Origin of the sequence: Neobacillus rhizosphaerae, from assembly GCF_937468385.1 — a bacterium.
In the GTDB taxonomy this organism is placed as follows: domain Bacteria; phylum Bacillota; class Bacilli; order Bacillales; family Cytobacillaceae; genus Neobacillus; species Neobacillus rhizosphaerae.
This window is the reverse complement of record NZ_CALBWS010000016.1, coordinates 32,648-52,027: the sequence shown is the minus strand read 5'-3', so window position 1 is coordinate 52,027 and position 19,380 is coordinate 32,648. Positions and strand designations below refer to the sequence as shown.

At 38.9% G+C, this 19,380-nt stretch carries 21 protein-coding genes; 14 read left to right on the top strand and 7 right to left on the bottom strand.

From position 1 onward, the window contains the following. Positions 1 to 203 precede the first annotated feature (203 nt). From M5A78_RS24810 to M5A78_RS13020, 7 genes are all read left to right on the top strand, one after another. Entirely contained in the window at positions 204 to 419 is a 216-nt protein-coding gene (locus tag M5A78_RS24810; protein ID WP_319942290.1) for a DUF188 domain-containing protein, read from the top strand. A gap of 96 nt (positions 420 to 515) precedes the next feature. Then, entirely contained in the window at positions 516 to 2,324 is a 1,809-nt protein-coding gene (gene dnaG, locus M5A78_RS13045; RefSeq protein ID WP_248735704.1) for a DNA primase, read from the top strand. A 40-nt stretch (positions 2,325 to 2,364) separates the two neighbouring features. Further along, positions 2,365 to 3,495: an RNA polymerase sigma factor RpoD gene (rpoD, locus tag M5A78_RS13040; RefSeq protein ID WP_248735703.1), complete on the top strand. Its 1,131-nt coding sequence runs from the start codon at positions 2,365 to 2,367 to the stop codon at positions 3,493 to 3,495. 526 nt (positions 3,496 to 4,021) lie between these two features. Further along, a complete protein-coding gene (locus tag M5A78_RS13035; RefSeq protein WP_248735702.1) occupies positions 4,022 to 5,164 on the top strand; it encodes an acyl-CoA dehydrogenase family protein in 1,143 nt (380 codons plus the stop codon). 187 nt (positions 5,165 to 5,351) lie between these two features. Then, positions 5,352 to 5,714, top strand: coding sequence for a cytochrome c550 (gene cccA / locus M5A78_RS13030; RefSeq protein WP_248735701.1), 363 nt, complete (start codon positions 5,352 to 5,354; stop codon positions 5,712 to 5,714). An 89-nt stretch (positions 5,715 to 5,803) separates the two neighbouring features. Then, positions 5,804 to 6,523, top strand: a complete 720-nt coding sequence (locus tag M5A78_RS13025; RefSeq protein WP_248735700.1) for a tRNA (adenine(22)-N(1))-methyltransferase — start codon at positions 5,804 to 5,806, stop codon at positions 6,521 to 6,523. Continuing rightward, on the top strand, positions 6,510 to 7,625 hold the full coding sequence (locus M5A78_RS13020) for a Nif3-like dinuclear metal center hexameric protein (RefSeq protein WP_248735699.1): 1,116 nt from the start codon (positions 6,510 to 6,512) through the stop codon (positions 7,623 to 7,625). Before M5A78_RS13025 ends, M5A78_RS13020 begins: the two co-directional genes overlap by 14 nt. 88 nt (positions 7,626 to 7,713) lie before the next feature. Here M5A78_RS13020 and M5A78_RS13015 read toward each other — a convergent pair whose 3' ends face one another. Together M5A78_RS13015 and M5A78_RS13010 are read right to left on the bottom strand one after the other, a co-directional pair. After that, positions 7,714 to 8,661, bottom strand: a complete 948-nt coding sequence (locus tag M5A78_RS13015; protein WP_248735698.1) for a 4-hydroxy-3-methylbut-2-enyl diphosphate reductase — start codon at positions 8,659 to 8,661, stop codon at positions 7,714 to 7,716. 139 nt (positions 8,662 to 8,800) lie between these two features. Then, positions 8,801 to 9,565, bottom strand: coding sequence for a YqfQ family protein (locus M5A78_RS13010; protein WP_248735697.1), 765 nt, complete (start codon positions 9,563 to 9,565; stop codon positions 8,801 to 8,803). A 264-nt stretch (positions 9,566 to 9,829) separates the two neighbouring features. On the opposite strand from M5A78_RS13010, the gene M5A78_RS13005 reads away from it, so the two are divergent. Both M5A78_RS13005 and M5A78_RS13000 read left to right on the top strand, forming a co-directional pair. After that, positions 9,830 to 11,146, top strand: a complete 1,317-nt coding sequence (locus M5A78_RS13005) for a DEAD/DEAH box helicase (protein WP_248735696.1) — start codon at positions 9,830 to 9,832, stop codon at positions 11,144 to 11,146. A gap of 22 nt (positions 11,147 to 11,168) precedes the next feature. Further along, positions 11,169 to 12,062, top strand: coding sequence for a deoxyribonuclease IV (locus M5A78_RS13000; protein WP_248735695.1), 894 nt, complete (start codon positions 11,169 to 11,171; stop codon positions 12,060 to 12,062). A 36-nt stretch (positions 12,063 to 12,098) separates the two neighbouring features. Here M5A78_RS13000 and M5A78_RS12995 read toward each other — a convergent pair whose 3' ends face one another. After that, a complete protein-coding gene (locus M5A78_RS12995) occupies positions 12,099 to 12,356 on the bottom strand; it encodes a DUF2624 domain-containing protein (protein ID WP_248735694.1) in 258 nt (85 codons plus the stop codon). Positions 12,357 to 12,521: 165 nt separating this feature from the next. Here M5A78_RS12995 and M5A78_RS12990 point away from each other — a divergent pair, with 165 nt between their 5' ends. From M5A78_RS12990 to M5A78_RS12980, 3 genes are read left to right on the top strand one after another with little or no spacing between them, the layout of a single operon-like run. Next, positions 12,522 to 13,289 carry a metal ABC transporter ATP-binding protein gene (locus tag M5A78_RS12990; protein ID WP_248735693.1) on the top strand — a complete coding sequence of 256 codons (768 nt, stop codon included), beginning with the start codon at positions 12,522 to 12,524 and terminating at the stop codon, positions 13,287 to 13,289. Between the two features lie 2 nt (positions 13,290 to 13,291). After that, entirely contained in the window at positions 13,292 to 14,155 is an 864-nt protein-coding gene (locus tag M5A78_RS12985; RefSeq protein WP_248735692.1) for a metal ABC transporter permease, read from the top strand. Continuing rightward, positions 14,152 to 14,562, top strand: a complete 411-nt coding sequence (locus M5A78_RS12980) for a Fur family transcriptional regulator (RefSeq protein WP_248735691.1) — start codon at positions 14,152 to 14,154, stop codon at positions 14,560 to 14,562. The genes M5A78_RS12985 and M5A78_RS12980 overlap by 4 nt, the downstream gene beginning before the upstream one ends. A 267-nt stretch (positions 14,563 to 14,829) precedes the next feature. Here M5A78_RS12980 and M5A78_RS12975 read toward each other — a convergent pair whose 3' ends face one another. After that, positions 14,830 to 15,489 (bottom strand): hypothetical protein, encoded by a 660-nt coding sequence (locus M5A78_RS12975; RefSeq protein ID WP_248735690.1) that lies wholly within the window; start codon positions 15,487 to 15,489, stop codon positions 14,830 to 14,832. Positions 15,490 to 15,869: 380 nt separating this feature from the next. Between M5A78_RS12975 and M5A78_RS12970 the strand changes: the two genes are divergently transcribed. Beyond that, positions 15,870 to 16,223, top strand: coding sequence for a hypothetical protein (locus tag M5A78_RS12970; protein ID WP_248735764.1), 354 nt, complete (start codon positions 15,870 to 15,872; stop codon positions 16,221 to 16,223). 57 nt (positions 16,224 to 16,280) lie between these two features. On the opposite strand, the gene ispG is transcribed toward M5A78_RS12970, so the two are convergent. The 3 genes from ispG to M5A78_RS12955 form a co-directional block, all read right to left on the bottom strand. Continuing rightward, on the bottom strand, positions 16,281 to 17,381 hold the full coding sequence (gene ispG / locus M5A78_RS12965; RefSeq protein WP_248735763.1) for a flavodoxin-dependent (E)-4-hydroxy-3-methylbut-2-enyl-diphosphate synthase: 1,101 nt from the start codon (positions 17,379 to 17,381) through the stop codon (positions 16,281 to 16,283). Between the two features lie 115 nt (positions 17,382 to 17,496). Then, a complete protein-coding gene (locus M5A78_RS12960; protein WP_248735689.1) occupies positions 17,497 to 17,829 on the bottom strand; it encodes a hypothetical protein in 333 nt (110 codons plus the stop codon). A 96-nt stretch (positions 17,830 to 17,925) separates the two neighbouring features. Then, a complete protein-coding gene (locus tag M5A78_RS12955; protein ID WP_248735688.1) occupies positions 17,926 to 18,702 on the bottom strand; it encodes a DUF1189 domain-containing protein in 777 nt (258 codons plus the stop codon). A gap of 172 nt (positions 18,703 to 18,874) precedes the next feature. On the opposite strand from M5A78_RS12955, the gene M5A78_RS12950 reads away from it, so the two are divergent. Beyond that, positions 18,875 to 19,357 (top strand): DUF456 domain-containing protein, encoded by a 483-nt coding sequence (locus tag M5A78_RS12950; RefSeq protein ID WP_248735687.1) that lies wholly within the window; start codon positions 18,875 to 18,877, stop codon positions 19,355 to 19,357. Positions 19,358 to 19,380: the final 23 nt, after the last annotated feature.

Sequence of the window (19,380 nt, the reverse complement as noted above, 5' to 3'; positions counted from 1 at the left end):
TTAATACTTAAGTAAAAAGCATTCCGACAATTTTTGTCGATGCAGATTCATGTCCGGTTAAAGAGGAGATTGTCGAAATTGCTTACAATTTTTCCACACCTTTCCTTTTTGTTGCTTCCTATGATCATCATGTGAAAGACAAGACTACATATGCAGCCTAGAAATATGTTGATTCTGGAAAGGAAGCCGCCGACCTGTTTATTATGAACCATGCAAGTAAAGGAAATATTACCATAACACAGGATATTGGACTTGCATCCACAATACTGCTTAAGGGTGTTCAAGTTTTATCCCCGAGGGGGGTTGTATTTGAGGAAAAAGCGATACAAACTGCCCTTGACTTACGTTTCCTAAATGCGAAGGCAAGAAAAAGAGGAGTTTATGGAAAAGGCCCAAAACCTTTTCAATCCGAAGATTGAGTTAATTTACGGTAGAATTAACAAAAATTTTGTCGAAATTTGCAGGAATTTAATTAGTTTCTGCCGAATACCTGTAATACAATTGGAGTTGTTTTCATGGCAGACCGTATTGCCGAAGAAAAGATTGATCAAATTCGTCAGACTGTTGATATTGTCGAGATAATCAGTGATTATGTTCAGCTGAAAAAACAGGGGCGAAATTACTTCGGACTATGTCCTTTCCATGGAGAAAGTACCCCATCATTTTCAGTGTCACCCGACAAACAAATTTTCCATTGCTTTGGCTGCGGAGCTGGTGGAAATGTTTTTTCTTTTTTAATGGAGCTTGAGGGGATTACATTCCAGGAAGCCGCCATTAAACTAGCGGAAAAGGTAAATATTGACCTTGAAATTAACTTGTCTCCGGCACTTGGTGAGAAAAAAGTTTCCAAAGAACTTCAAGCCATGTATGATGCTCATGAGTTGTTACGGAAATTTTATCATCACTTGCTGGTAAATACAAAAGAAGGTCAGCATGCGTTGGAGTATTTACTCGGGAGAGGCTTTACTAGGGAATCAATTGATAAGTTTCAAATTGGCTACTCTTTAAATTCATGGGATTTTGTTTATAAATTCCTTGCAAAAAGGGATTTTTTGCCTGAATGGATGGAAAAAGCCGGATTAATTATCAAGCGTGAAAGGGATGGAACTTATTTCGATCGCTTCCGGGATCGCATTATGTTTCCGATTTTTGACCGACATGGCAATACGATTGCTTTTTCAGGGAGATCACTCGGGCTTGATGAGCCAAAATATTTAAATAGCCCTGAGACAGCAATCTTTAATAAAAGCAAAATTTTATATAATTATCATTTGGCTAAACCAAGTATAAAAAAAATGCAGCACGCTATTTTATTTGAGGGATTTGCCGATTGTATAGCTGCACAACGGTCTGGAGTAGAGAATGGTATTGCCACAATGGGGACATCCTTGACAGATGAACATATATCCCTACTTAGGCAAAGCTCTCAATCCGTAACTATCTGCTATGATTCTGACAAAGCGGGAATTGAAGCTGCTTTCAGGGCAGGAAATCACCTTAATGATGCGGGTTTTCAAATCAAGATCGCAATGATGTCAGATGGAATGGACCCGGATGAATACATTAAGAAAAATGGTCCTGAAAAATTCCGCAATGAAGTGTTAGGGGCAAGTTTAACCTGGATGGCCTTTAAATTTCTTTACTTTCGAAGAGGAAAAAATCTTCAGATTGAAGGAGAACGGCTTGCATATATCGAAGTCATAATTAAAGAAATCAGCAAATTAACTAAAGCTGTTGAAAAAGATCACTATTTGCGGCAGCTTGCAGCAGAATTTTCGCTTTCGTTAGATGCTTTAAACCAACAGCAAAAGCAAATTTTCTTTGCTGAAAAGAGACTTTCAAAGGGTAAAAGTGAACCGAAAAACAAGCCAATTTTACTAACTCAGCCAGCAAATAAGCTAAAGCCAGCTCATTATACGGCTGAACGGTGTTTAATTGCCCATATGTTGAAAAATCGGGAGATTGCTTATAAGGTTCAGGATTTGCTTGCAGGGAATTCGTTTAATATTGATGAACATCAGGCAATAATCACATATCTGTTAGGTTTTTATGAAGATCACTTAGAACCAGACTCAAGCGCGTTTTTAACCTATATTCAAGATGATAATCTTAGAAGAATGATTGCCAATATCGAAATGATGTCATTAAATGAAGAGCTAAGCAATCAGGAATTAACTGATTATATCAAACAGGTGTTGAATTATCCAAAGTTGTTAATGATAAAAGAAAAAGAAGCGGAACAAAAAGAAGCTGAGCGTCAAAGTGATTTTACGAAAGCTGCAGCAATTGGAATTGAAATCATTCGATTACGTAAATCGCTATAGATTCCATTTTATTGTTTTGATACTGGAAGGAGGGGCCCATATGGCTGCTGAAAAATCAGCCCGTTCAAAAGAGGTTGAAAATGAATTAACTTTTGAACAAGTGAAAGACCAGTTAACGGCACTGGGTAAAAAGACCGGCGTCCTTGCCTATGATGATATTGCTGAAAAAATGGCAAATTTCGAATTAGAATCCGATCAAATGGATGAATTCTTAGAATTTCTTGGTGATCAAGGAATCGAATTAGTCGGTGAAAGTGACGAGGAAGATCCAAATATTAAAAAATTAGCAAAAGAAGATGATGAGGAATTTGATTTAAATGATCTTAGTGTTCCTCCAGGAGTTAAGATTAATGATCCTGTTCGCATGTACTTAAAAGAAATTGGCCGGGTTGATTTGCTTTCTGCTGAAGAAGAAATTAAACTCGCTAATCGAATTGAAGAGGGCGACGAAGAAGCTAAACGACGTCTGGCTGAAGCAAACCTACGCCTTGTTGTTAGTATTGCCAAACGGTATGTGGGTCGGGGAATGTTGTTTCTTGATTTGATTCAAGAAGGAAATATGGGTCTGATTAAAGCCGTTGAAAAATTTGACTATCGAAAAGGCTTTAAGTTTAGTACTTACGCAACGTGGTGGATTCGTCAAGCGATTACCCGTGCGATTGCTGACCAAGCTAGGACGATTCGTATTCCCGTGCATATGGTTGAGACCATTAATAAATTGATTCGTGTCCAGCGTCAGTTACTTCAGGATCTTGGACGTGAACCTACACCTGAAGAAATTGGTGAAGATATGGATTTAACACCAGATAAGGTAAGGGAAATACTAAAAATTGCCCAAGAGCCTGTATCACTTGAAACACCGATTGGTGAAGAAGATGATTCACACCTTGGAGATTTTATTGAAGACCAGGATGCTACTTCGCCTTCAGAGCACGCAGCCTATGAATTATTAAAAGAGCAGCTTGAAGATGTCCTTGATACGCTAACAGATCGGGAAGAAAATGTTCTTCGCCTCCGTTTTGGACTGGATGATGGCCGGACTCGTACCCTTGAAGAGGTAGGTAAGGTTTTTGGTGTAACCCGTGAACGTATTCGTCAAATTGAAGCGAAGGCACTGCGGAAATTACGCCACCCGAGCCGTAGCAAACGATTAAAAGACTTTTTAGAATAAATAGAAAAGCGGAAGCAACTTGTCTAGGCGCGACAAACTAGACAAAGATCGCGAAAAAATAGTTTACTTCTTAATAGGAGTGAACTATTTTTTTTTATTACCAGAATTTATATCATTTAGGCTTTGGAAATTGTTCAGATCGAGCGCCTAGCGGCTAGTGAACTTCACGCTTCACACTACGATAAGTTAACATCAGTTCGCTAATGCTCATTATGTTTCCTTTATCTTAGTCGAAGCACTTTCTGTTTATTTTACTGAATTGTCTTTCATTTTGCAAATAGCCTTATGGAAATATTAGCAAATTATTAAGGTTTTTATTTTTGTGAAAACTGACTAACAGATTTTCTATGTTATAGGCAGTGTTTAAAATCCCCATTCAATTATCTTTATCCTAAAAGCTATTTTGTTGCATTTATTATATTTAGATAATATTTTATTTTTAAAAATTTTTAAATGTTGAGAAAATAAGATAATTACTCTTATAATAATAGAGAAAGCGCATACAAAGTGCATGAGGGGGATGGAAATGAATTTTGATTTAACTTCTGAACAAGAAATGATTAAACGCATGATCAGCCAGTTTGCTGACGAAGAAGTTGCACCTGGTGCCATAGAACGCGATAGAACGAAAAGATTTCCTGTAGAGATATTTAAGGAATTAGCAGAAATGGGGATTATGGGGCTTCCTTTTCCTGAAGAATATGGTGGTGGTGGTGCAGATACTGTCAGTTTTGCTATTGTAGTCGAAGAATTAAGCAGAGCTTGCGGTTCGACAGGTATTACCTATTCAGCCCATATTTCCTTAGGAGGGGCACCGCTCTATTTGTTTGGAACGGAGGAGCAAAAACAAAAATATTTAACTCCGATTTGTAGAGGAGAATCTTTTGGTGCTTTTGGTTTGACGGAACCGAATGCTGGTTCTGATGCAGGCGGAACAAGAACATCTGCCAAGGAAGAAAACGGTGAATTTATTATTAATGGTAATAAGTGTTTTATTACCAATGCTAGCTACGCAAACCATTTAGCGTTAACGGCTGTAACTGGTGAGAAGGAGGGAGAAAAGGAGATTACAGCTATAATCGTCCCTACTCACGAGGCGGGTTTTACGGTTATTGATAACTATGAAAAAATGGGCTTGAATTCTTCTAATACGACAGAGCTTGTGTTAGAGGATGTACGAGTCCCGGTCGAAAACCTCTTAGGGAAGCGTGGAGAGGGCTTTAGGCAGTTTTTAATTACACTTGATGGCGGACGTATTGGAATTGGCGCAATGGCAGTAGGGATTGCTCAGGGAGCATTTGATAAGGCCCTTGCCTACTCGAAGGAACGGAAACAGTTTGGCAAATCGATTTCCTCCTTTCAAGCGATTCAATTTAAGCTTGCCGATATGGCGATGAAAATTGAATTAGCACGAAATATGGTATATAAGGCAGCATGGTTAAAAGACCAGGGAAGACCATTTTCAAAAGAAGCTGCGATGTGTAAACTATATGCTTCAGAAATTTGTATGGAAGTGACGGATCAAGCCGTGCAAATTCATGGAGGTTACGGCTATATGAAGGAATATCACGTTGAAAGAATGATGCGTGATGCGAAACTACTTGAAATTGGCGAGGGTACGTCTGAAGTTCAACGAATGGTTATTTCACGATTAATTGGTTGTAAATAACTAAAAAGGGGAAGATAACAAGAGGCTGAAGTTAATATATATATTTCGCCTCTTGTTCTTTTTTACAAAGATTATAGTGATAAAATAAGTTTAGGGCTTTTCCTTCTGTTCTTTTTCAAGTAAAATAGTAGTTGTTTGTAGACGGTTTTTATATTTAACAGATTTACGTACATAGGGAGGTTATATCATGAAAAAAAATCCGGTTATTCCTTACATTCTCATCCTGGTTTTTGGAATTGTTCTTGTCTTTATCTTGTCCTTCAAAGGCCTTGGAGATATGAAAGAAGTCGCTAAGGATAAAGGGGAAGGCGGTAAGACAACAGAAGTAGCTTCATCCAACCCAGAGGATATTTATAAATCTACTTGTATTGGTTGCCACGGTGATCAGTATCAAGGGGGAATGGGTCCTGCGTTAAAAGGTATTGGAAGTAAAATAACAAAAGACCAAATCAAGGATATAATTACCCATGGAAAAGGTGGTATGCCACCTAACCTTGTAAAACCTGAACAAGCGGATGCCATGGCAGAATGGGTATCAAAAATTAAGTAACTTTTACATGAAAGGTCCTTTGCATCTGTAAAGGACTTTTTTTATACTTAAAAGAATCTAAATACATAAATTAAAAAGTGGTGGTTTTTTTGAATACAGATAAGTTATCAGTCCGATTGGCTACGGTTGCTAAATATGTACCCAAAGGAGCAAGAATGGCGGATATTGGTTCCGATCATGCTTATTTACCTTGTTACTTAGTGAAGAACGCGGAGATACGATTTGCCGTAGCTGGTGAAGTGGCTGCGGGTCCATATCAATCGGCTGAAAGGAATGTTTTATCAGAAGGATTATCAGAAATTATTTCTGTTCGTTTGGGTGACGGTCTTGACGTTATTCAGTCTGGTGAGGTTGATTGTGTGACAATTGCCGGTATGGGCGGTGCCTTAATTACAAATATTTTAGAACGGGGAAAAGATAAGCTAGGTTCAGTCAATCGTCTTATTTTACAACCAAATATCAGTGCGATATCGATTCGGAAGTGGTTTTTGGATAACAACTGGGAGCTCACCTCGGAAGAAATAATCGAAGAAGACGGAAAGATTTATGAGGTTTTGGTTGGCGAAAAGGGTGTGCCTGACAGATCTTATAAATCAGATCTGGAAACTGGGCTCTTATTAGGACCATTTCTTGTAAAAAAACAGGACGAAATATTTATTAAGAAATGGACAGCTGAGAAGATAAATTGGCAGCGCATATATGCTGCTCTTGAGGGTGCAGCTGAAACCGTGGAGACAATTGAAAAAAAGCAAGAAATAAGCGAAAAAATAAAATTAGTAGAGGAGGCTTTGAAGAATGAAGAATCCTAATGGTTATGAGGTTATTCAGCTGTTTGAACAGTTTTCACCGAAGGGTTTGGCGATGGAGGGTGATAAGATAGGCTTACAAATCGGCCGCTTAAACCAAAAGGTTGAGCGAATTATGATTGCCCTCGATGTTCTCGAGAATGTAATCGACGAGGCCATCGAAAAAAAAGTGCAGCTGATTATCGCCCATCACCCCATCATTTATCGCCCACTTAAAAATTTGTTAACTGATACTGTTCAAGGGAAAATGATTGAAAAGATACTAAAGCATAATATCGCTGTATATGCTGCCCATACAAACCTTGATGTTGCAAAGGGTGGAGTAAATGACTGGCTTGCAGAGGCATTAGGATTAGAAGATGCTGAGGTGCTTGTGCCTACTTTTGAGACAACACTAAAGAAAATTGTCGTTTTCGTCCCTAAAAGTCACGCTGAAGTAATTAGGAAGGTGCTGGGTGATGCAGGAGCAGGCTATATCGGCGGTTACAGCCACTGTTCCTTCACGGCAGAGGGGACAGGCAGGTTCTTACCTGGTGATAATACAAACCCGTTTGTTGGCCAGCCCAGGCTGTTAGAAGAAGTGGATGAGGTCAGGATTGAGACAATTGTGCCCGAACCGCTTTTAAAGAAGACCATAACTGCGATGCTCAAAGCGCATCCATATGAAGAGGTCGCATATGATGTGTATCCGGTTGAAAATAAAGGTGAAGTTCTTGGTCTTGGCAGAATCGGCAAAGTTACTGAAATGACCCTTGGAGAATTTGCAGAAAAGGTAAAAACAGCACTGGAAGTCAAAAATGTTCGCGTGGTCGGAGATTTAACATCAATAGTGAAAAAGGTTGCTGTATTAGGTGGAGATGGCAATAAATATTTCATGAATGCCAAGTTTAAAGGGGCAGATGTATATGTGACAGGAGATATTTATTATCACACTGCCCATGACGCCATGATGCAAGGCTTGAATATGATTGATCCCGGTCATAACGTTGAAAAGGTAATGAAAAAAGGTCTGACAGCGAAGCTACAATGGATGTGCCAAGAATCTGGCTTTGAAGTAGAGATTTTTCCTTCCGAAGTAAATACTGACCCGTTTCAATTTTTATAGAGTTTTGTGAAACTTCTTTAGGGTTGTAAGCGATTTTTTAACATAGACAAACAAAAAGAACCGGTCAATGACACGGTTCTTTCTAATTTTAAACCTCAGCTTTTTTAACCCGTGGTAGAATCCTGCTTAATTGGACCTTTTTTCTGCGTTCCCAGGTAGCTTCATTATTTGGGTCGAATTGTTCAAGGAACGTAATCACTTCTTTTGTTATCGGTGTTGGGGTGGAGGCTCCGGATGTTACTGCAACATTTTTGGCCTCTTTAATCCATTCTATTTCTAATTCAGTGATATCAGCAATACGATAGGCCTTTGTTCCGGCAATTTCCTCAGAAACCTGTGCTAATCGATTGGAATTGTTACTTTTCGGATCGCCAACCACAATAGTCACATCCGCTTCGGTTGCCTGTTCAGCAACCGCTTCCTGACGAATTTGAGTTGCATGGCAAATTTCATTATAAACTTCTACATGGGGATATTTTTCCTTTACTTTTTTCATCGTATCGGAAACGTCCCATTGGCTCATGGTTGTTTGGTTTGTAACAATAAGGTTATCACTATCCAATGTTAACGCTAGAACATCCTTTGGAGTTTCAACAAGATGGACCATACCTGGAGCAACACCAACGGCTCCCTCTGGTTCTGGATGTCCTTTTTTTCCAATGTATATGACTTGATACCCATGTTTCGTTTTTTCCTCAATCAGGTCATGTGTTCTTGTAACATCAGGACAGGTTGCATCAATCGTTACAAGACCTTTCTTTTTCGCAAGCTGCCGTACCTCCGGGGAGATTCCATGTGCAGTAAAAATAACAGTACCTTTTTCTACTTTATCGAGTATATCTTTCCGATTTTTCCCGTCAAGGGTAATAATTCCTTCCTCTTCGAAAGCATCAGTAACATGTTTATTATGAACAATCATCCCTAAAATGTAGATTGGCCGTGGCAGTGATTTATCTAATGCGGCATTTCTGGCAATAACCATTGCATCGACAACACCATAACAGTAACCTCTTGGTGAGATTTTGATAATTTGCATATAGGAAGTCCCCCTAAAAAGACATTGTTTAATAGTCTATGTATGTATTATATAAAACTAATAGATATAATACAAAGATACATTTTACCTTTTAAGCTTTGGGAAGTAAAAAAGAATGCTGTTTTTCAGCATTCTCAATTTATATATACAATTTAGGTCTCGAAGTTCCCCTTTGGTGGTGATTTCTTTTTTCGGAGCTAGGCTTACTTCTTTTTTCGGAACTAGGCTTACTTCTTTTTTCAGAACGGGGCTGTTGCTCTTTTTTTCGGCTGGTTTTTACCAAAGTGGTAGTCTTGTTTTCTTTAGATTCAGTGCTTGACGACTCATCGATAAATGCTTCTGTTGCTTTTTTAGTTTCATCTGCTGAATTTTCAGTGCTTTTTGAGGCATTTTTGAAGCCTCTATATAATTTCCAAATGGCTGGGATATTTCTGACCATAGGGCCGTACTGTTGAACCATCGGTCCAATTGACTGTGCTGTCTTTAATACCTGCTGTGTATTGTTCAGAAAGCCAGATATTCCTCCAGGATTACTTAATGATTTGAGCAAGCCTCCGCCGCCTGCAGCTCTTCCCGCTCCTTGCATACCCAAAAGACCACCTGGACCGCCTCCTGCTGCTCTTCCCGCTCCTTGCATTCCCAAAAGTCCACCTGAACCGCCAGCTTGGGTGCCGCCTCTGCCGAGAATTTTCGAGAGTAAACCACCACCGCCCCTATTCATTTGTGAGGGTCCCATCATTTGCCCCATCATCGGATTCCTACCACCCATAAAATTGGGTGGAGCCCCCATCATCGGTCCCCTCCCGCCAAATGGATTCCCGCCTGGTCCCATCATTGGACCTCTTCCTCCAAACAGACCTTGGCCCATCCCGCCTTGCATGGGCATTCTTGGTCTTGGCTGCATACAAACTACTCCTTTCAATATCCTTCATACATTAAAATATGCAATTAACCTAATTTGGTTTAGGTATTAAACACATAGAAAAAACTAAATTTACCTTTTTAAAAAGTGGACGAAAGGTAAAAGATGAGGATAAAAGAAATGTTAACTGGTGATTTTAGAGAAACTCTACTATAATTACAGGATGGAAAGAAAGTGAAAGCTCATGCTGAGGGAAGAAAACTACGTCAAAATCACTAGAGAATTTTTAAAATAAGGAGCAATTATATGAAAGTAAACCAATTTGAGCGTTTTAAGTTTCAGTCTTTTATTATAGAATCCATGAATAAATTTGGCTTTTTTGAGCCGACGGAAATTCAGGAGCGGATGATTCCAGTCGTTTTAAAGGGAGAAAGTGCCATCGGTCAATCGCAAACAGGGACGGGTAAAACATTTGCCTATGTTTTGCCCATCCTCGAAAAAATCAATCCACAGCGACAGGAAGTTCAGGCTGTTATTACCGCACCGACCAGAGAACTAGCAACCCAAATTTATCACCAAATCCTGAAAGTTACAGAACAATGCAACCCGGAAAACCCTATCAGGACAAGATGCTATGTCGGGGGCACGGACAAGCAACGTACAATTGAGAAATTGAAGGTGCAGCCGCATATTGTCGTAGGAACGCCGGGGAGAATTAAGGATCTAATGATTGAGAAGGCTCTTTTTATCCATACATCGAGTATCCTGGTGGTGGATGAAGCAGATATGATGCTCGATATGGGATTTATTGAAGATATGGATCAAGTAGCTGCTAAAATGCCGGTAAACCTGCAGATGCTCGTTTTTTCAGCAACTATTCCTGAGAAATTAAAACCATTTCTAAAAAAGTATATGGAAAATCCAAAGACGGTTCAGATTGATTCAAAAATAAAAGCGGCTGAAAACCTGCAGCATTATCTTCTGCCATCAAGGCATCGTAATAAAAAGCAGCTTGTTCATGATGCACTCATTCAGTACAATCCATATTTGGCCATTGTTTTTACAAATACCAAAAAAATGGCTGAAGAAGTGGCCGGCTTTTTAACTGGAAAAGGATTAAAGGTTGGCCGCGTTCATGGTGATTTAAACCCGCGTGAACGAAAAAAGATGATGAAACAGATTCAGGATTTGGAATACCAATATATTGTTGCCACTGACCTAGCTTCCAGAGGGATTGATATTGAAGGAGTCAGCCATGTTATTAACTATGAATTGCCTTCTGATTTAGATTTTTATATTCACAGGGTGGGAAGAACAGCGCGAGCAGGAAATTCAGGGATTGCTCTTACTGTGTTTGAACTTTCCGATGAAGATGCATTAAATCGATTAGAAAAAATGGGTATTCAATTTAACTATGTGGATCTAAAGAAAGACGGTTTTGTCGAAGCGGATGATCGAAATAAAAGAAAGACCCGCGTGAGGAAAGAAGATGAGGCTGATAAAAAAGCCAAATCAATGATTAAGAAACCGCAAAATGTGAAACCAGGCTATAAAAAGAAAATGCAATGGGAAATGGATAAAATTAAAAAACGTCAAAGAAAAATAGATCAGAGAAAGAAATAAGGAAGGATTGGAGAGGGTAGGGATGTTAAAAATTGGCTCACATGTTTCTATGAGTGGGAAAAATATGCTGCTTGCCGCAAGTGAAGAGGCGGTATCATATGGCGCCAATACGTTTATGGTCTACACGGGCGCACCGCAAAATACAAGACGAAAGAAAATTGAAGACCTAAATATTGAAGCAGGGAGACGACATATGGAGGCAAACGGGATCTCCGAAATTGTTGTCCATGCGCCCTATATCATCAATATCGGCAATACTACCAATCCGGACACATTTGAATTGGGGGTTAGGTTCCTTCGCAGTGAAATAGAACGAACAGAAGCGATTGGGGCACAACAAATTGTCCTCCACCCTGGGGCCCATGTTGGTGCAGGCACAGAGGCGGGGATTAAGAAGATTATTGAGGGTTTAAATGAAGTATTAACGGGTAAGGAGCAGGTTCAAATTGCTTTGGAAACAATGGCAGGAAAAGGCTCTGAGTGTGGTAAGTCATTCGAGGAACTCGCGATGATCATCGATGGTGTCAACTATAGTGATAGGTTGTCTGTGTGTTTCGATACCTGCCATACCCATGACGCTGGCTATAACCTTATCGAAGATTTTGACGGTGTATTAAATGAGTTTGATAAAATCATTGGCCTCGACAAATTAAAGGTGCTCCATATTAATGACAGCAAAAATGCAGTGGGTATGCGGAAGGACAGACATGAAAATATCGGGTTTGGTCATATCGGTTTTCAGGCACTCCAATACATTGTTCATCATCCACAGTTAGCTGATGTGCCCAAAATTTTAGAAACCCCCTATGTAGGTGAAGATAAAAATAATAAAAAAGCACCCTATCAATTCGAAATAGCCATGCTTCAAAGTAGGGAGTTTGACGCGGATTTACTTGATAAAATTATCCAAGCATAATTATCGGAATAAAAAGCTGTGCCTAGTGCACAGCTTTTACTGTTTTGTAAACTGTAGAAATAATTTATTAACTTCACGTGCCGTCTCGGGTCCGGCTGATTTGGCTATTTGTTTTACTAATCGTGCACGCTCTGCATCATCAAATATATTCACATTTTTCCCTTTTAAGTATTCGGCGATTTTTCTAGCCTGATGCCTGCTAACGGCAATATTAAATTGATGGGCGTACTTTAATAATTCTTCAGCTGTAATCGTGTTAATCTTATGATTAATGATGTTTTCAAAAATTTTCACTCTCACCACTCCTCCATGTTAATGTATGAAGAAGATACAGGAGTGTGACAATCGATTATTGTTAAAGCAACAAGGCTGTACCCTTTACAAATCAGTTGGGCCTATTGTATACTACTTAAAGTTAAATCGGAATGATTCTTAAAATTAAAGGTGAGAATAAAGACTATGCAATCAATTATTGAAATAAAACAGCTAACCTATCGCTATGAAAAAGATACTGTCCTTGAGAATATCAATATGACTATTCCTTATGGTTCTTTTTTGGCGATTGTCGGCCCAAATGGGTCAGGGAAATCAACACTTTTAAAGTTAATATTAGGCTTGCTAAAGCTGCAAAAAGGGCAGATTCTTTTATTTGGTCAGGAAATAACTAAGTTTAAGGATTGGCAGGAAGTTGGATATGTATCGCAAAAGGCTAATTCCTTTAATACAGGTTTTCCAGCTACTGTTTTTGAAGTCGTCGCAAGTGGTTTAACAAAAAAATTAGGCCTGTTTACATTTTTTAAAAAAGAACATGCAATAAAAGTAAACGAGGCTCTAGATGCTGTCGGAATGAAAGGGTATAGTAACAGAAATATTGGCGAACTCTCAGGAGGACAGCAGCAAAGGATTTTTATTGCCCGCGCCCTCGTGAGTGAACCACGGCTGCTTATCCTTGATGAACCAACTGTTGGGGTCGATGCCGAGAATGTCAATTCTTTCTATCAAATGCTTGGTGAATTAAATAAGAGCAGAAATATTGCCCTCCTATTGGTTACCCATGATATTGGTACGATATCGGATAGGGTCTCACATGTTGCCTGTTTAAATAAACATTTGCATTTTCACGGTGAAACAAAGGAATTTGAACAGCTTAGAACTGAAGGGGTTTCTGAGTTTTATGGTCATGATGTTCATTTGCTTGCCCATCACCATGAGCACGGAGGCGTTTAAAAATGATTCAAGGACTTTTTCATTATGAATTTTTACAAAATGCTTTCCTAACAGGGATAATGATTGGAATCCTTGCCCCGCTCCTTGGGGTATTTATCGTCGTTCGAAGATTATCCTTGATTGCTGATGCCCTTAGTCATGTGACACTGGCAGGTATTGCTGCAAGCCTACTCATCGAAAATAATTTTCCGATGATGGCCGGTCTAAATCCTCTTTACTTAGGGATGGTTTTTTCAGTTGGCGGATCGTTGTTCATTGAAAAGCTAAGAGGTGTCTATAAACACTATCAAGAATTGGCGATTCCAATTATCCTTTCAAGTGGCATTGGGCTAGGGGTGATTTTTATTTCGCTGGCAAATGGATTTAATACTGATTTATTCAGTTATTTATTTGGAAGTGTATCCGCCGTCAGCCGGGCCGATTTATGGGTTATTTTTATCATTAGTATCGTAGTCATTATCGTGATTATTTCATTGTATAAAGAGCTATTTTTACTTTCCTTTGATGAAGAGCATGCGAAGGCCTCAGGAATTGCAGCGAAAAGCATTCATTTCATATTTATTATCATGGTTGCGCTTGTGATTGCGGCTTCGATGAGAATTGTCGGGATCCTTTTGGTTTCCTCGTTAATGACGTTACCAGTTGCAGCAAGTATTCGCATTGCTAAAGGTTTTAAACAGACGATATTCTTATCCATCCTTTTTGGGGAAATTTCCGTGCTTGGAGGGCTTTTCACAGCCTATTATCTAGACCTAGCTCCTGGTGGAACCATTGTTATGCTAGCGGTGCTAATATTAGTGTTGGTAATCTTTTATAAAAAAATAATGATTAATAAACACGTAGATATAGGGGGGGAAGCCAAGTGAACGTACAGGAGGCTATTCAATATTTAAAAGAACATGGATTTAAACAGACAGGAAAACGTGAAGATATGCTTCAACTATTTGCTGATAGTGATAAATATTTAACGGCAAAGGAAGTCCTTGATCAGTTAAAGGATGAATATCCGGGCTTGAGCTTTGATACTATTTATCGAAACTTGACGTTATTTGTGAATATGGGAATTTTAGAAATGACCGAGTTATCAGGAGAAAAGCACTTCCGCTTTACTTGTTCTAGACACCAACATCACCATCATTTTATCTGTCTTGACTGTGGCAAAACGAAAGAAATTGATACATGCCCTATGAATGGATTAAGCGAAAACTTAAAAGGATATGATATTTCCGGACATAAATTCGAGATTTATGGACGTTGTCCGGAATGCTTGTAAAAGAAAACTCGCCAATTTCAAAAACGGCGAGTTTTTTTTATTAAAAAAATATGAAAGTATAAGATTTTCGACTTTGAGAATTGTCCAGCTCCAGCGCCCTAGCGACTAGAGTGCTTCCCTCACCTCCCTACGATAAGTCAACATCGGTTCGCTAACGCTCACCGTGTTTCCTTTAGCTAATCAGAATTTATTCCCTAAATTCTGAACGCATAAATTCAACTACGCCTCTGTCTTCGCCTAACGGCTTGGCAGTCGGCGAGTTTACATTTATCTCAGTCGGTTCAGTCCAGCCCTTACGTCGCTGACCAGGGCGCTTGCGCTTTTCTTATTATGTTCCAAAACCAGTTGTTGGCGATATTTTTCGTTCTTTAGCCAGTTTTCTACCCAAATATTTGCCTCTTTCCAATCATTGACGCGGATGACACCTTTTGGAATTGGTTGCTGATTATAAGGTGTATCAAATAATATAACAGGAATTTGACATTCTTCATGAATCATTACGGCATTATCATGTTTATCTTCAAAAAAGATATCCACTTCATGCTTTTTGGCTGTTTCAACTTTATCATGGGAACCGATTAGTTCGATGTGATGAAAAGTTAATCCATGATCAAGGAACCATTTTTCAGTCACTTCTAATAAATAGGATGATCGTGCACTAATAAAATACAATTCATGGTCCTTTTTCCAGTTATTAAGTACTTTTATTACTCCATGTGCGGGCGGGGAGCCCTGGTAAATAATCGGCTCATTTTCGCTAAACCATTTTGCAAATACCTCTTCAGGAACATTAACGAAAGGGGTTAATTCGTATTGATCAACCTCCTCATAAGCAATGTTCATGCTAAAAGCTTTATTAATATAAGGTATTATTGATTTAGGGCATGTGATTGTCCCATCGATGTCCATTCCAAATCTTTTTTTCATTAGTTATGCTCACCTTCAAATTGCTGTAGAATATCTACTTTTATTTTACCAAAGTCGAGGTTTCAATAAAGTATCTATTTAGTGGAAAATCTCATCTGGAGAAGAAATTATTAACTAGATGTGACAAACATTAACATATTAAAATTGCGCTAAGGGCAAATAATAATAAATGCTCCTATTACTGAAAGCGAGGGATTCGGATGGCGGATGAAAGAGACAAGAAAGTACAAGAAGCTCTCCAAAATGCTAATATCGGTGAAGATATCCCAAATTTCCCTTCAGAGTTTAGGGATGCAGCAGCGGAAAATGATCAACCAGTAACTACTGAATCCACAACGAATAGGGAAAATGCTGACTCGATAATTGGTGCGTCTGTTCCAATGAAATCTTCAGCTTATCAAGAAGAAATATCTCCGGAAATAGGTGCTACGGTACCAATTAAATCAGCTTATCAGGAAGAAACAGCCGCAGAAATTGCGGCGCCTGTTCCAGTCGTACGAGGAAGAGAACGGGATGACGAAAGGGAAAGTACTGCAGGTGGAACCGGAATGGGTACACTTGCTTTAGCGCTTTCGATTTTATCACTGTTTGTAATGCCTATTCTTTTTGGTGCTGCAGGTATTGTGTTAGGGTTCGTTGCAAGAAGCAGAGGTGCTACAGGACTTGGTGCATGGGCAATCGGAATTGGGGCGATGTCGATTATTGTCGGTATCTTTATTCTTCCCTTTTTTTAACACGATACTGCATAGGAGCAAAAAGAAACCCGGTAAAATCACCGGGTTTCTTATTGTTTATTTTGTTATTTTTTCTTCCTCGGCTTTTTTTCGGAAGTATTCTTCTGCGACTTGATCGATTTCCTTTTTCAATTCTTCAACCATTTGCGCTTCCGGGACCTTTCGGACAATTTCGCCCTTCCGGAATAATAGTCCTTCCCCTCGTGCACCAGCAATACCGATGTCAGCTTCTCGAGCTTCACCTGGTCCATTAACGGCGCAGCCAAGGACAGAAACCTTTATGGGTGCCTTAATATTTTGAATATATTCCTCGACTTCATTTGCAATACTAATCAGGTCAATCTCGATACGTCCGCAGGTTGGACAAGAAATAAGTGTTGCAGCATTAGATGAAAGACCAAATACCTTTAAGAGCTCTCGTGCTACTTTTACCTCTTGAACAGGGTCGGCACTTAAGGAGATCCGAAGTGTGTTTCCAATTCCTTTATTGATGATGGCACCAAGTCCTGCAGCGCTTTTTACAGTACCGGAAAAAAGTGTTCCTGATTCAGTTATTCCTAAATGCAACGGATAATCGAAAGCTCGTGCTGCCTTATCGTAAGCTTCAATTGCCAGATTTACGTCAGATGCCTTCATGGAGACGATAATATCATGAAAATCTAAATCCTCAAGAATTTTAATATGGTGGAGCGCGCTCTCAACCATACCATCTGCAGTTGGATAACCATATTTGTCTAGTATCTTCTTTTCAAGAGAACCAGCATTTACCCCAATTCGGATTGGAATACCGCGTTTTTTTGCGGCTTTTACGACTGCTTCAACCTTTTCCCGTTTCCCAATGTTCCCAGGGTTAATCCTGATTTTATCAGCCCCGCCTTCAATCGCTTTGAGGGCTAATTTATAATCAAAGTGAATATCAACAACAAGGGGAATATTGATTCTTTTTTTAATTTCTGGGATGGCATTTGCTGCACGTTCATCCGGGCAGGCAACTCGAACAATTTGACAGCCTGCATCCTCTAGGCGTTTTATCTCAGCAACAGTTGCCTCAACATCATGGGTTTTGGTTGTTGTCATACTTTGTATAATTAATTCATTGCTCCCGCCAATCGTTAAATTACCAACTTTTATTGGTCGGGTCTTTGTGCGATGGATAATTTCATTCAACTTTCATTCGCTCCTTTAATTGGAATTCGAATAGGGGATAAAAAACAATTCGACTCTATTTTATCAGTCTACTACTGTTTTTGACAAGAATTAGCGTCTATCCGCTTTAGTGTGAGTAATCAGGAAAATGATAGGTAGACCCAATATGAATTTTTTCAGGTGTTTGACCAGGATTTAGTTTACGAAAGTCGACTATCAGATCGGCAATCGAAACCGGCAGTGGTTTATTTATCTTATGCTCAACAATTGAGATCACTGTTTCACCAGGCTTTACTTTTGCGTCAAAAGAAGGAATATCGATTTTTGGTTTTCCCGTTGTTTCAACGTTGGCATCCACTTGCTGCTGAGTTGATGCAGTTGGAAGCGTGCCAATTGTTAAATCGAAATAAATAACATATATGACAAGAACAGTGAGTAGGAAACCCAAAATTTTTTTCATCGGACAAGCCTCCAAAATGGAATGTTTGTACATTCCTATGCTTGTCCACTTTCAAAAAGAACTACTGGATAAAAAAAAGCATCCAATGGACGCTTTTTAATTAATCTTCTGTTTTGGTTTCGGTATTTCGTTAATTGCTAGGTATAAGACGATAATCACGACCAACCAATTAATCATAAAACTGTTAGGGACTGTTGTTTTAATGGCAGCCATAATGGTGAAAAATAGAGTAGGCAAGGTTTCGCTGTAGGCGGCCATTCTCCATAATTGACGATATGTTAACTTTCTGCCTAACAGGTTTTTTAATGCTAATCCAATTAATGCTAGAACGGAAACTTCGATAAAACTGGCTGCACTAGAAAATAAAAAGAGTAACACGGAGATAATTGGGATGATAATCCCCCGATTTTCACCCATTGTATCAATAAATTCCAGCAAATCTTCTTTAGAGAAATTTAACCCCTGTAGCATGGAATAAGGATATGTATTACTCCTGCCCCCTGAAGCAAGGACAAATTCATCCTTTAATAAAGCAAAGGCATTTCCTTCATTCTCAACATCAGTGTCTGAAACTGCCCCTGTTGGATCGAGAATAATCGTTAAGTCATCATGATTACTCGTAACGGGAACCTTTGTATCGGCAGTAAGTTGACCGTTCTTTATTGAAAAAGCAGGTAATTCATCACTTATGATGGTTCTAGCGGAATTTATTCCAGTAGAAAGGGCGGTACTTAAGAAAATAATTGATGGCAGAATGGAAATGAAAGTCAGGAAGAAGACAAATAAAATGGTTTTTCCGATTCCTTGAAAACGAAATAGGGCAATATCCTTTGGAGAATAGATACTTTTAATTAATTGTTTAAAAATATTCATAATGACCACCTTTACACAGATTCACCATTCTATTGTAGCTTTTGTGAACGGTATATACAAGAATGTCCAATTATTTGTGAAACTAAAATTATTGTTATCCGTATTTAGTTGATAGTGTACGAAATGAAAAGTTGGCTAAATTAACAAGAAAAATTAAAGAAGGATGGAAGATATGGATATTGTTTATTGGATTGTCATAAGTGTTCTTTTTATTGTTGCTTTCGTCGGACTGGTGTACCCCATCATCCCCAGTGTATTATTTTTGTTAGCTGGGTTTTTATTATATGGCGTCTTCTTTAGTTTCGAGTCATTCCATTGGCTGTTTTGGGTTATTCAGGGTTTGTTCATTGTGCTTTTGTTTGTCGCAGATTATATTGCCAATATGATTGGAATAAAAAAATATGGCGGTTCTAAAGCAGGAATTGGGGGAAGTACGATTGGTATTATCCTTGGACCATTTGTTATCCCTGTTCTCGGAATCCTCATTGGCCCGTTTATCGGAGCGATTGCTGCTGAATTAATCTTTAACAAAAGAAATTTTAGCGACAGCTTAAAGATAGGTTTTGGCTCTGTTATTGGCTTTATAAGCAGTGTTTTGACAAAAGCAATCATTCAAGTAATTATGATTGCCTACTTTTTTATAGTTGTTTTATAATAAAAGCCACCTGAGGGGTGGCT